The following is a 13,095-nucleotide window of genomic DNA, read 5'->3' as shown; positions in this document are numbered from 1 at the left end:
GAACTATCCCGTTAGATCTTCAGTTCTTGAGGCTGCTGAGCAGTGTGTGGGTGAGCAGCACCCGCGTACACTTTCAGCTTGCGGTACATGTCGCGACCCAGCGGGTTCTTCGGCAGCATGCCTTTGACCGCGGTTTCGATGACACGCTCAGGGGCCTTGGCGATCAACTTCTCGAAGTTGATTTCCTTGATACCGCCCGGGAAGCCGGAGTGGGAGTAGTACATCTTGTCGGAAGACTTGGCACCAGTCACACGGATTTGCTCGGCGTTGATGACGACGATGTAGTCGCCGGTGTCAACGTGAGGGGTGTATTCTGGCTTGTGCTTGCCACGCAGGCGGCTAGCGATTTCGGTAGCCAGACGACCCAGGGTCTGACCAGCGGCGTCGACTACGAACCACTCGCGCTTTACTGTTTCCGGTTTAGCAGTAAAAGTTTTCATTCTCTAAAGCCTCAGAGGCCGCCCAGCGAAAAATAGACGGCGAATCTTACTGGATAGTGCACAACTTGCCAAGGGCAAGCGCGCAGCCGAACGCTGACGCTTTTGGGGGCTCGGGTCGGGCACGCCAATGTTCGACAAAGGTTCTTCAGTCATGGTGGTGCATCACTTCCGCCACGCGAAGAGCTGCAGAATTATCCAGATTGCGCAAGAAATTTCAACCTGCTTTTATGGGCTTCTTTGCCTGGAGCGATTTTTTGATGGATTACCGCAAGCTCGGCCGTACCGACCTCGACGTCAGCGCCCTGTGCCTGGGCACCATGACCTGGGGCGAGCAGAACACCCAGGACGAGGCCTTCGAACAGATCGCCCTGGCCAAGGCCAGTGGCATCAACTTCATCGACACCGCCGAGATGTACCCGGTGCCGCCGCGCCCGGAGACCTACGCCGCCACCGAGCGCATCATCGGCAACTGGTTCGCCGCCAACGGCGACCGTGACCACTGGATCCTGGCCAGCAAGGTCGCCGGCCCCGGCAACGGCATCAGCCATATCCGCGATGGCCAGCTCAAGCACAATCGCCAGCACATCGTCGCGGCGCTGGACGAAAGCCTCAAGCGCTTGCAGACCGACCGCATCGATCTATACCAGTTGCACTGGCCCGAGCGCAGCACCAACTTCTTCGGCAAGCTGGGCTACCAGCACCTGCCCCAGGACATCTTCACGCCACTGGAAGAAACCCTGGAAGTGCTCGATGAACAGGTGCGCGCCGGCAAGATCCGCCATGTCGGCCTGTCCAACGAAACCCCATGGGGCACGATGAAGTTCCTGCACCTGGCCGAAACCCGTGGCTGGCCGCGCGCGGTGTCGATCCAGAATCCCTACAACCTGCTCAACCGCAGTTTCGAGGTGGGCCTGGCCGAGGTGGCGATCCGCGAGCAGTGCGGGTTGCTGGCCTACTCGCCGCTGGCGTTCGGCATGCTGTCGGGCAAGTACGAGCACGGCGCCCGGCCGGAGAAAGGTCGCCTGACCCTGTTCAGCCGCTTCGCCCGCTATTCCAACCCGCAAACCGTGGCAGCGTGCAGCCGCTACGTGCAACTGGCGCGCGAGCATGGCCTGGATCCGGCGCAGATGGCCCTGGCGTTCGTCACCCGCCAGCCGTTCGTGACCAGCAACATCATTGGCGCGACCACGCTGGAGCAGTTGCGGAGCAATATCGACAGCCAGGCGCTGACGCTGAGTGACGAGCTGCTGGCGGCGATCGAGGCGGTGCATCAGGAGCAGCCCAACCCGGCGCCTTAAGAGCAGCGGCAAGCTTTAAGCTGCAAGCTGCAAGCTGCAAGCTGCAAGAAAGAGCCAGAGCAGTATGCGATCTGCTGTGGTTTTTTCTTGTGGCTTGCAGCTTCAAGCTTGCAGCTTGCCCCAAAACATAAGACGATCCAGCCGGTGATTGACCACTATCCCTTATAAGAACAATGACAATGATGTTTACCCAACCCTCCGCGTCCTTGCGGCGCGTCAGCATCCTGGCCATTGATAAAGTGTTCGCCTCGACACTGATGCAGGCCAAGGATTTCTTCCACCTGGCCAGCCTGCGCTACAGCAAGCAGCTGGGCCTGGGCCTGCAGCCGATGTTCGAGATCGGCCTGGTGAGCCCGGACGGCCTGCCCGTGGACAGTTTCAGCAACGTGCAGCTACCGGTCGACGGCGGCCTGGACGATGCCGACGTGATCATTCTCCCAGCGTTCTGGGACGACTTCGACAATCTCCTGCAACGCTACCCGCAGGTGCTGCCCTGGCTGCGCGAGCAGCACGCCCGTGGCGCGGTGCTGTGCGCCGAGGCCAGCGGGGTGTTCTGGCTGGCCGAGGCGGGCCTGCTCGACGGCAAGGAGGCGACCACCTACTGGCGTTTCTTCGCCAGCTTCGCCGAGCGCTACCCGAAGATCCGCCTCAATCAGGACAAGCACCTGACCGATGCCGACAACCTGTACTGCGCAGGCGGCACCACCTCGGCCTGCGACCTGTACATCTATCTGATCGAGCGCTTCTGCGGGGCGAACGTCGCCCGGGCGGTGGCCCGCGACATCCTCTATGAAGTGCAGCGCAGCTACACGCCCGGGCGCATGGGCTTCGGCGGCCAGAAGCTGCACCAGGACCTGATCATCCTGCAGATCCAGCATTGGCTCGAGGAGCACTTCGCCGACAAGTTCCGCTTCGAGGATGTGGCGCGCAACCACGGCATGAGCATCCGCAACTTCATGCGCAGGTTCCAGAGCGCCACCGGCGACAAGCCGCTGCATTACCTGCAACGCCTGCGCATCGAGACGGCCAAGGGCCTGCTGTCGAGCACGCGCAAGAGCATCAAGACCATCAGCTACGAGGTGGGGTACGACGACGCGAGCTTCTTCGCCCGGTTGTTCCGCCAGCACACGGAGCTGTCGCCGAACCAGTATCGGCAGCAATTCATGCAGGAGGCCTGAAAGCAGCTGCAAGCTGCAAGCTGCAAGAAAAAGCCAGAGCATTACGCGATCTGCTCTGGCTTTTTCTTGTGGCTTGCAGCTTGAGGCTTGTCGCTGCCCTCAGGGCTTGTGTGCCCGCGACAGGAACTCGTGGGACTGCATTTCCAGCAGCCGGCTCAAGGTACGCTGGAACTCGAAGCTCAAGCGACCACCGGTGTACAGGTCCTTGAGCTCCACCTCGGCCGAGATGATCAGCTTGACGTTACGGTCGTAGAACTCGTCGACCATGTTGATGAAGCGCCGGGCGATATCGTCAGTGGTCACGCCCATCTGCTCGACGTTGCTCAGCAGCACGGCGTGGAAGATCTTGCCCAGCTCGATGTAGTCGTTCTGGCTGCGCGGCCCATCGCACAGGGCGCGGAAGTCGAACCAGGCAACATCGTCGCAGGTGCGCAGCGCATGGATCGGGCGGTTCTCGATCATCAGCACATCGTTGTCGACGGCCTGGGTGCACTCGGGGGTCAGCGCCTTGAAGCTGGCGCGCATGCTTTCGTGCGCCGCCTCGTTGAGCGGGAAGTGGAACAGCTCGGCTTGTTCCAGGTGCCGCAGGCGGTAGTCCACGCCGCTGTCGACGTTCACCACGTCGGTGTACTGCTTGATCATGGCGATCGCCGGCAGGAAGCGCGCACGCTGCAGGCCGTCCTTGTACAGGCCGTCCGGCACGATGTTGGAGGTGGCCACCAGCGACACGCCATTCTTGAACAGCTCTTCCATCAGGGTGCCGAGGATCATGGCGTCGGTGATGTCGGAGACGAAGAATTCGTCGAAGCAGATCACCTTGGCCTCTTCGCTGAAGCGCTTGGCGATGATGGTCAGCGGGTTCTTTTCGCCCTTGAGGGTCTTCATTTCCTCGTGCACACGCTTCATGAAGCGGTGGAAGTGCGTGCGCATCTTCTGCTTGAACGGCAGCGCTTCATAGAAAGTGTCGACCAGGTAGGTCTTGCCTCGCCCTACCCCGCCCCAGAAGTACAGGCCCTTGACCGGCGTCTGCTCCTTCTTGCCGAACAGCTTGCCGAACATGCCCGGCTTGTTGTTCTGCGCGCGCACCAGGTCATCGTACAGGCGCTGCAGGTGACGCACCGCAGTTTCCTGCGCCGCGTCATGGAAGAAGTCGGGACGTTTCAGATCTGCTTGATAGCGTTCTAGAGGAGTCATGATTTCGTTAGCGAGGCAACAAAAAACGGGCCGTCACTGTAGCGACCGGCCCGCCTGATGGCAATGATACATGCGACCACTTGCCTCATTACCTGCAATGAATATGCGCACCACATCCCCTGCAGGCGTATCAGTCCTGCTGAGGCGCCAGGGCCTCGCGCAGGCTCGCGATGGCCGCGTCACGGGCCTCGGCGGCCTCGAACTGCGGCCCCTCGGCAACCTGCTCACCCGCCAGCCACAGGCTGAAGCCTAGACCTTCGACGCGCACATCCGCTTCACCACCTTGCTGCAACTGCTTGCTCACCGCACCGGCGCTCTTGCCATCGGCGAAGCTGCGCGACAGCAGCAACTGCTCGCCATCGGCGGCCAGCAGGCGGAAACGGAAGCTGCCGTCCTCATCACGGAAGCTGACGAAACGGGCGGTCTTGGCGGCTTTCTTCTTCACTTCGCCGGTAGCCTGCACCGCCGTGCGGAACGAGCGCAGGCCCACGGCCTCGCGCAGTTGCTCGAGGAACGGCGTGGCGATCTTGCGGGCCTTGGCGGCGCCGGCCAGCAGGATGTCTTCCAGGTCCGACGGACGCGCGATCAGTTGGTGATAGTGCTCGCGCTTTTCGGCCAGCTGGCCGTCAAGCAGCTGGAACAGGCGCTGCTTGGCCTCGCCCCAGCCCAGGCCCTGCAATAGCTCGTCGCGGAACTCGGCGGATTGCGCCGGCGTCGAGAACGCCTGGAACAGGGTGAACAGGTGCGAGTTGTCCGGGTCCTTCGCCTCGCCCGGGGCGCGCGAGTCGGTGACGATGCGCGAGATCGCGTCCTTCATGTCCTTGGCGCTGGTGAACAACGGGATGGTGTTGTCGTAGCTCTTGGACATCTTGCGCCCGTCCAGGCCCGGCAGGGTCGCCACGGTCTCTTCGATCACCGCCTCGGGCAGGGCGAAGAAGTCCCTGCCCTGGCCGAACAGGTGGTTGAAGCGCTGGCCGATGTCGCGGGCCATTTCCACGTGCTGGATCTGGTCGCGACCGACCGGCACCTTGTGCGCGTTGAACATCAGGATGTCGGCGGCCATCAGCACTGGGTAGCTGAACAGGCCCATGCTCACGCCGGCGTCCGGGTCTTCGCCGGCCTCGACGTTCTTGTCCACCGAGGCCTTGTAGGCGTGGGCGCGGTTGAGCAGGCCCTTGGCGGCGACGCAGGTCAGCAGCCAGGTCAGCTCGGGAATCTCGGGGATATCGGACTGGCGGTAGAAGGTCACCTTGTCCGGGTCCAGACCGCCGGCCAGCCAGGTGGCGGCGATTTCCAGGCGCGAGCGCTGGATGCGCAGCGGGTCGTCGCACTTGATCAGGGCGTGATAGTCGGCCAGGAAGTAGAACGAGTCGGCACCGGGCTGCTGGCTGGCGAGGATGGCCGGGCGGATGGCGCCGGCGTAGTTGCCCAGGTGCGGGGTGCCGGTGGTGGTGATACCGGTGAGGATGCGCGTGGTCATGGGTGTTCGCTTATTCAGGCTTGGCTCAGTTCGAAAGGCGCGGCAGCAGCAGATCCTTCAGATCGGTCAGCTTGCCATGGAAGAAGTGTCCGCATTCTGCCACTTTCAGCAGCTCATGGGGGCGCGACAGGGCATCGGACCAGTCGTAGACCAACTGTGGGGCGACCACTTCGTCGCTGTCCGGCTGAATGATAGTGAGCCTGGCGCGTTCGGGCAGAGGGAACTGCTCAGTCAGGCGCATCACCGCCGGGGCGATCATGAACAGCTGTTGCAGCTCGACGCCCTTGGCCTCAAGGCGCCCGGCCAGGCTGGTGGCGACGAAACCACCGAAGGAGAAGCCCATCAACACCAGCGGCAGTTCGGGGTGCTGTTCACGCAGCCAGGCCGCCACCGCCTCGGCATCATCTACCTCGCCCGCGCCCATGTCATGGCTGCCAGCGCTCTGGCCAACGCCACGGTAGTTGAAGCGCAGCGTGACGTAGCCGGCATCACGGGCCGTGCGTTGCAGGGTCGAAACCACCTTGTTGAGCATGGTGCCGCCCTGGACCGGGTTGGGGTGGCAGATCAGCACCGCGCCACGGGCATCGGCCACGTCCAGGTACAAGGCTTCCAGCGGGCCGCGGGGGCCATCGATGAACAAAGGTGTTTCGCGGATAAGCAAGGCACTACTCCGTGACCTCGAGGAGGGTCGACTCGTCTAGCTGAGGAATTCTGTTCTGATTTGCGATCGCTCGCGGTATACAGCGCAGGTCTGAGCCGTTAACGTAAAGCAAAGCCGTTTATAGAGGAAGGACTCGTGGAACACTCGCTCCTTGTTTGGTTGCTGCCGACCCTGGCCCTGGTTGTCGGTGTCGTCGTCGGTTTCGCGCTGGCCCGCCTGCTGCCCAATGCGGCACCGAGCAATACCCAACGCCAACTGGATGACATCCAGCAGCGTTTCGACAATTACCAGAATGAAGTGGTGACCCACTTCAACAGCACCGCTTCGCTGGTCAAGAAACTGACCCAGAGCTACCAGGACGTCCAGGACCACCTGGCCGATGGCGCCAATCGCCTGGCCCTGGACGAGCTGACCCGCCAGCGCCTGCTGGCCACGTTGCACTCGGAAGCGGCGCAAGGCCCACGCGACCGCCTGACGCCGCCGAAAGACACCGCCGAAGTGCCACGCGACTATGCGCCCAAGGCACCGAACTCGCCGGGCATGCTCGACGAGAGCTACGGGCTCAAGCGTTGAGTCGATGATATGAAGAAGGCCTCGAAAGAGGCCTTTTTTGTGGGCGACCGGCCCATTTACCGGCATAGCCGAAGCTCATCGCTCATCGATTTAGCAGGCCCCTGTGGGAGCGGGTTTATCGGGGCGCCGAACCGCCGCGATGCAAGCGACGCGGTGCCTGGCACCGGCTACGCCGGTATTCGCGGGCAAGCCCGCTCCCACAGGGATCGCGCTAGCTTTAGCAATTGAGCAAGACAGTTGCTCCCACAGCGACCGCACGGATCTCAGGTTTCGCGCTTATCCTGTGGGAGCGGGCTTGCCCGCGAAGAAGGCGACGCGGTGTCTGGCACCGGCTGTGCCGGTGTTCGCGGCTGAAGCCGCTCCCACAGGGACCGCGCCGACCTCAGAGCATGCACCCACACAGGTAATCTTGCCAACCTGTTACCGATACCAGGCCGCGCGCTCCTCGCCGACCCCGTAGCGCTCCCTGGCCTGTGCCAGCACCTCTGCCGCCAACACGCCTTGACCTATCAGGCTGTACAACGCCGCCAACACCACGGCATGCCGGTCGACCTCGAAGAATCGCCGCAACTGCTGGCGCGTATCGCTGCGTCCGAAACCATCGGTCCCCAGGGAAACGAACGGCGCCTGCACATACTCGGCAATCAATTGCGGCCAGGCACGCACATAGTCGCTCGCCGCGATCACCGGCGCATCGCCGGGCAGGCAGCGGCGCAGGTGACAGTCTTCCTCGCCCCCCGTCAGCGCAACACGCCGTGCATCTCGGGCATCGCGCGCCAGCTCGCTGAAACTGGTGACGCTGAACACCTCGCAATCGACCTGCCAGTCGTTCGCCAGCAACTCGCCGGCGGCAATCACCTCGCGCAGGATCGCGCCCGAGCCCAACAAGCGCACCTGGCCGCGCGGGCTGCGCGCCTGCTGCCGGGTGTACAGATACATGCCACGCAACACGGCCTCCCGCACGCCATCGGGCAACGACGGCTGTGGATAGTTTTCGTTCATCACTGCCACATAGTGGAATTCGTCGCGCTGCTCCACCAGCATGCGCCGTGCGGCATGGTCGAGGATCACCGCCAGTTCGCCGGCGAAGCACGGGTCCCAGGCACGACAGTTGGGTACCATCGCGGCCATCACCAGGCTCGAGCCATCCTGGTGCTGCAGCCCTTCCCCACCCAGGGTGGTGCGCCCGGCGGTGGCGCCCAGCAACAGCCCGCGGGCACGCTGGTCGGCGGCGGCCCAGATCAGGTCGCCAACCCGCTGGAAGCCGAACATCGAGTAATAGATGTACACCGGCAGCATCGGCTCGCCGTGCACCGCGTAGGCCGTGGCGGCGGCGATCCATGACGACAGCGCCCCGGCCTCGGTGATGCCTTCCTCCAGCAACTGGCCGTCACGCGCCTCCTTGTAGACCAGCAGCGAGCCAGCATCCTCGGGCTCGTAGCGCTGCCCCTGGGGCGCATAGATACCGATCTGGCGGAACAGGCTGGCCATGCCGAAGGTGCGCGCCTCGTCGGCGACGATCGGCACCACCCGCGGCCCCAGGCCCGGCGCTTTCAACCAATTGCCCAGCAGGCGCACGGCGGCCATGGTGGTGGACATTTCCTTGCCTTCGGCGTGCAAGGCAAAGCCGGCGAAGGCGTGCAGATCCGGCAAGGGCAGGGTCATGCAGTCGGCGCGCCGCTTTGGCAGCGGGCCACCCAGGGCTGCCCGACGCTGGCGCAAGTAACGCATCTCCGGGCTGTCCTCGGCCGGGCGATAGAACTGCAACTGCTCCACCGCCTGGTCCGACAGCGGCAGGCGAAAACGATCGCGAAACGCCAGCAACGCCTGCACGTCCAGCTTCTTGGCCTGGTGCGCGGTCATTCGCGATTCACCGGCACTGCTCATGCCATAGCCTTTCTTGGTCTTGGCCAGGATCACCGTAGGCCGGCCCTTGCACGCCTTGGCGGCGGAGTAGGCGGCGTGCAGCTTGCGAAAATCATGGCCGCCACGCTTGAGCGCGTTGATCTCGTCGGTACTCATGTGCGCCACCAGCCGCTGCAAGGCTGGGTTCTGCTTGAAGAAGTGCTCGAGGTTGTAGCTGCCGTCCTTGGCGCCGAGGGTCTGGAACTGGCCATCCGGGGTCGCCGCCAACTGACGCAGCAGCGCGTGTTCGTGATCGCGGGCGAACAGCGGGTCCCACTCCGAACCCCACAGCACCTTGATCACGTTCCAGCCAGCGCCACTGAACAGCGCTTCCAGTTCCTGGATGATCTGGCCGTTGCCGCGCACCGGGCCATCCAGCCGCTGCAGGTTGCAGTTGACGATGAAGGTCAGGTTGTCCAGCTGTTCGCGGGCGGCCAGGGTCAGACCGGCAATGGACTCCGGCTCGTCCATTTCGCCATCGCCGAACACGCCCCACACGTGGCGCTGCGAGGTATCCACCAGGCCACGGTGCTGCAGGTAGCGCATGAAACGCGCCTGGTAGATCGCATTGAGGGGGCCGATGCCCATGGAGCCGGTGGGAAATTGCCAGAAGTCGGGCATCAACCAGGGGTGTGGATAAGAGCACAGGCCGTTGCCCGTGACTTCCTGGCGGTAGTTGGCCAATTGCTGCTCGCTCAGGCGCCCCTCGAGAAACGCCCGGGCATAAATGCCCGGCGCCGAGTGCGGTTGGAAGAACACCAGGTCGGCGCTGCGGCCCGGCCCGTCGCCCTCGCCGCGGAAGAAATGCTGGAAGCCAACTTCGAAGATCTCCGCCGCCGAAGCGTAGCTGGCGATATGCCCGCCCAACTCGCCATAGGCGTGGTTGGCGCGCACCACCATGGCCAGCGCGTTCCAGCGCAGGATGCCAGTAATCCGCTCGTCCAGCTCCAGGTCGCCGGGGTAGGCGCCCTGCTGCTCCACCGGCAGGGTGTTGCGGTAGGCCGAAAAAGCCTGGGCCTCACGCTCCAGCCCCAATTCCAAAGCATGGGCCTGCAGGCGCTGCAACAGATACCGCGCGCGCGCCGGCCCGCAGTGCGCCAGGGTCGACGCCAGCGCCTCGCACCATTCCGCCGTTTCGCCGGGGTCACTGTCCAGGGCATCGTCCAGGGCCGTCAGCGGCTCGTTCGGATTCATCATTGCTACCATCGTGCAAGCCTCGTCCGTGGCGGTTCAGGCACAGGCCTTCAGGGCCTGGGCAATGTCGGCCAGCAGGTCGTCGATGTCCTCCAGGCCCACCGAAAGCCGTACCAACCCTTCCGAGATGCCATGCTCGGCGCGCTCTGCCTGGGTATAGCTGGAATGGGTCATGCTAGCCGGATGCTGGGCCAGCGACTCGGCGTCGCCCAGGCTCACCGCCCGGCTGAACAGCTGCAGGGCGTTCATGAAACGGCGCCCGGCCTCGATGCCGCCCTTGAGTTCGAAGGCGATCATTCCGCCCGGCAGGCGCATCTGGCGCTGGGCAAGCGCGTACTGCGGGAAGGACGGCAGGCCTGGGTAGTGCAACAGTTCCACCTGAGGCTGGCGCTCCAGGTACTCGGCGACCTGCCGGGCATTGGCGCAATGGCGGTCCATGCGCAGGGCCAGGGTCTTGATACCGCGCATCAGCAGCGAGGCATCGTGGGGCGACAGTACTGCGCCGGTCATGTCCTTGAGGCCTTCGAGGCGGATGCGCTCAACCAGCGCCTTGCGCCCGACCACCAGGCCGGCGGTGATGTCGCCATGGCCGGACAGGTACTTGGTGGCCGAATGCACCACCAGGTCGGCGCCTAGCGTCAGAGGCTGCTGCAGGTAAGGCGTGCAGTAGGTGTTGTCGACCACGATGCTCAGGTCATGGCCACGGGCCGCCGCGGCCACCGCGGCAATGTCCACCAGTTGCATGTTGGGGTTGGCCGGGGTTTCGAAGTAGATCATCCGCGTCTTCCCCGTGATCGCCGCCTTCAGCGCCGGGATGTCGTTAAGGTCGACATGGCGGATCTTCACCCCGAACTGGCCGATACCGTGATGCAGATAGGCGAAGGTGCAGCCATACAGGGTACTGCCGACGATCAGCTCGTCGCCCGGACGCAGCAGGGTCCAGAGCGTGGCCGTGATCGCGCCCATGCCCGAGGCCAGGGCCAGCCCGGCCTCGCCGCCCTCGAGCGAGGCCATGCGCTGCTCCAGCAGGGCCAGGGTCGGGTTGGAAATGCGGCTGTAGAAGTGCCCGGGCTGTTCGCCGGCAAAGCAGGCGGCGCCATACTCGACGGTGGGGAAGGCATAGGTGGCGGTCTGGTAGACCGGCGGCACCAGCGCGCCGCCATGGGACAGCGGGTCATAGCCGTGATGGATGGCCCGCGTGGAAAAACCGGTGTTGTTGTTGGAGTCGCGCATGGCAACAGCCTCTTGTGGTTTGCTATAAGCTTATGCCACCGGGCTCCAGCGTTTTTTCCAAAGTTGCCCACGTTCGCCTGCTGTTATTGAAAGAAAAACAACAAAAACAAAACCTGGAGGGCAATATATGCCTTCGTCGCTCGACCGCACCGACCGCGCCCTGCTCGCCGCCCTGCAGGACAATGCGCGCCTGACCGTTTCCGAACTCGCCGACCAGGTCGCCCTGACCACCTCGCCCTGCTGGCGGCGGGTCAAGCTACTCGAAGACAACGGCTACATCACCGGTTACCAGGCCATCCTCTCGCCCAAGTCGCTGGGCTTTGGCGTGACTGCCTTCGTCAGCATCATGATGGATTCGCACACCAAGGAGATGGCCCTGGCGTTCGAGCGGCGGCTGATGGAGATCCCCGAGATCGTCGCTTGCCACAACATTTCCGGGCGCTATGACTTTTTGCTGGAGATCCTGGCGCGGGACCTGGAGTCGTTTGGGGAATTCACCCGGGAGGTACTGCAACGGTTGCCGGGGGTGAAGGAGATTTACTCGAGTTTTTCGTACAAGGCAGTGAAGGAGCGGCGGGTGATTCCGGTGTCCGAGAAACATATCTAGCATCTTGGGGGCGCTCCGCGCCCCTTTCGCGACACAAGGCCGCTCCTTGTATCTCGACTTTCGCCTCCCTAGAGGCGAAAGTTCTCGACTGATCATCGAGGGAAGGCCTTGAAGCAGAGCCGCTCCAAGGGCATCAAGCCCGCACTGTAGATAACGCTCTGGTCTTCCAACCCCACTCGACGAGTTCGAACGGTATCTAGTGCCCGCCCCCGGCGTGAGCACGCATTAACAAGGTTGAACTGAGTGTAGGGTGATCGACTTTCGTAGTTTGAAGGAGGAGATCATGTCCGTCTTTGTTGGCGTTGATGTCGCCAAAAAATCTTTCGACATTGCCATCCCGCTCCCCAATGGCAAGATGCGCACCAAAGCCAAGCTGTCCAATGATCCTGGAGGGTTCAGGCAGTTTAGCGACTGGCTTGAGCGCCATGCTGAACCAGGCGCCTGGATTGTTATGGAGGCTACAGGCATCTATCACGAAGCGCTGGCCGAGCACTGTCACAACCAAGGTTATCGGGTGTGCATTCTGAACCCGGCGGTGATTGCGAAATTCGCTGACGTGGAGCTTCGGCGCGTCAAAACAGATAAGGCTGACGCCAAAGTCATTGCTGCCTATGGCCAACAAAAGGCTGTCTCGCTTCGCCAGTGGGAGCCTGAGCCCCCTGCGCAGCGCCGCTTGCGTGCTCTGGTGCGGCGACTGGACGACCTCAAGGAAATGCGCCAGATGGAGCAGAATCGTTTGGATGTCGCACTAGATGCGGTACAGCAGTCGATTCAAGACGTAATCGGGCACATCAACGAAGAGCTGGAAAAGACCAGGAAGGCCATCGAGCAGACGATCGATGATGATCCAGACCTGCGCAAGCGACGTGAGCTGATTACCTCGATTGATGGTTTGGGTGACACCACTGCTACGTTGCTGCTCGCCGAACTGGGCGATCCACTGAAATACCAAAGCCCTTCTGCGATTGTCGCGTTTTCAGGCTTAAACCCAGTGGTGCAGCAATCGGGAGAGTTCATAGGTAAGAGCACTATTTCGCGTACAGGCGCCTCAAGGCTGCGTGCAGGCTTGTGGATGTCAGGCACTGTCTCAATCAGACATAACCCTGTTGTGAAGGAACTGGCAGAGCGGTTGAGCAGCCGGCACAAAGCTTACAAACAGATCGTCTGCGCGGCGATGCGCAAGCTGCTGCACCTGGTTTACGGGGTGGTGAAGTCGGGGATACCGTTTGACCCCAAAATCCCTCTTGCGGGGTGAGAGTCAAGACGGTATCTACGGGGGAACGCGATCGCCTGTAGGAGCGGCCTTGTGTCGCGAAAGGGCTGCATAGCAGC

Annotated in this window: 11 protein-coding genes; 5 read left to right on the top strand and 6 right to left on the bottom strand. The window is 62.9% G+C overall.

Translation table 11 applies throughout. From position 1 onward, the window contains the following. Positions 1–11: 11 nt before the first annotated feature. Entirely contained in the window at positions 12–440 is a 429-nt protein-coding gene (gene rplM, locus HU772_RS04560) for a 50S ribosomal protein L13 (protein WP_008097538.1), read from the bottom strand. Between the two features lie 257 nt (positions 441–697). On the opposite strand from rplM, the gene HU772_RS04555 reads away from it, so the two are divergent. Together HU772_RS04555 and HU772_RS04550 are read left to right on the top strand one after the other, a co-directional pair. Further along, entirely contained in the window at positions 698–1,738 is a 1,041-nt protein-coding gene (locus HU772_RS04555; RefSeq protein ID WP_186661588.1) for an NADP(H)-dependent aldo-keto reductase, read from the top strand. Positions 1,739–2,019: 281 nt separating this feature from the next. Next, positions 2,020–2,916 (top strand): GlxA family transcriptional regulator, encoded by an 897-nt coding sequence (locus HU772_RS04550; protein WP_186661606.1) that lies wholly within the window; start codon positions 2,020–2,022, stop codon positions 2,914–2,916. Between the two features lie 99 nt (positions 2,917–3,015). Here the strand turns inward: HU772_RS04550 and zapE are convergent, their stop codons facing one another. The 3 genes from zapE to HU772_RS04535 all read right to left on the bottom strand — a co-directional run bounded on the left by zapE (position 3,016) and on the right by HU772_RS04535 (position 6,251). After that, the gene (zapE, locus tag HU772_RS04545) at positions 3,016–4,110 is read right to left on the bottom strand and encodes a cell division protein ZapE (RefSeq protein ID WP_186661589.1); all 1,095 of its coding nucleotides are present in this window, start codon (positions 4,108–4,110) and stop codon (positions 3,016–3,018) included. Between the two features lie 130 nt (positions 4,111–4,240). Beyond that, the gene (locus HU772_RS04540; RefSeq protein ID WP_186661591.1) at positions 4,241–5,590 is read right to left on the bottom strand and encodes a tryptophan--tRNA ligase; all 1,350 of its coding nucleotides are present in this window, start codon (positions 5,588–5,590) and stop codon (positions 4,241–4,243) included. A gap of 25 nt (positions 5,591–5,615) precedes the next feature. After that, positions 5,616–6,251 (bottom strand): alpha/beta hydrolase, encoded by a 636-nt coding sequence (locus HU772_RS04535; RefSeq protein ID WP_186661592.1) that lies wholly within the window; start codon positions 6,249–6,251, stop codon positions 5,616–5,618. A gap of 135 nt (positions 6,252–6,386) precedes the next feature. Here HU772_RS04535 and HU772_RS04530 point away from each other — a divergent pair, with 135 nt between their 5' ends. After that, complete coding sequence (locus HU772_RS04530) at positions 6,387–6,824, top strand: Z-ring associated ZapG family protein (protein WP_186661594.1); 438 nt, start codon at positions 6,387–6,389, stop codon at positions 6,822–6,824. Between the two features lie 420 nt (positions 6,825–7,244). Here HU772_RS04530 and mdeB read toward each other — a convergent pair whose 3' ends face one another. Further along, positions 7,245–9,935, bottom strand: a complete 2,691-nt coding sequence (gene mdeB, locus HU772_RS04525) for an alpha-ketoglutarate dehydrogenase (RefSeq protein ID WP_186661595.1) — start codon at positions 9,933–9,935, stop codon at positions 7,245–7,247. A gap of 24 nt (positions 9,936–9,959) precedes the next feature. Continuing rightward, the gene (locus HU772_RS04520; RefSeq protein WP_186661597.1) at positions 9,960–11,156 is read right to left on the bottom strand and encodes a methionine gamma-lyase; all 1,197 of its coding nucleotides are present in this window, start codon (positions 11,154–11,156) and stop codon (positions 9,960–9,962) included. A gap of 127 nt (positions 11,157–11,283) precedes the next feature. Here HU772_RS04520 and HU772_RS04515 point away from each other — a divergent pair, with 127 nt between their 5' ends. Both HU772_RS04515 and HU772_RS04510 read left to right on the top strand, forming a co-directional pair. Next, on the top strand, positions 11,284–11,763 hold the full coding sequence (locus HU772_RS04515; protein WP_186661599.1) for an Lrp/AsnC family transcriptional regulator: 480 nt from the start codon (positions 11,284–11,286) through the stop codon (positions 11,761–11,763). Positions 11,764–12,046: 283 nt separating this feature from the next. Next, on the top strand, positions 12,047–13,018 hold the full coding sequence (locus tag HU772_RS04510) for an IS110 family RNA-guided transposase (RefSeq protein WP_217858722.1): 972 nt from the start codon (positions 12,047–12,049) through the stop codon (positions 13,016–13,018). The last annotated feature ends 77 nt before the right edge of the window (positions 13,019–13,095 follow it).

The sequence above is a fragment of the Pseudomonas xantholysinigenes genome, from assembly GCF_014268885.2.
Classification (GTDB): domain Bacteria; phylum Pseudomonadota; class Gammaproteobacteria; order Pseudomonadales; family Pseudomonadaceae; genus Aquipseudomonas; species Aquipseudomonas xantholysinigenes.
This window is presented reverse-complemented; position numbering and strand designations above follow the sequence as displayed.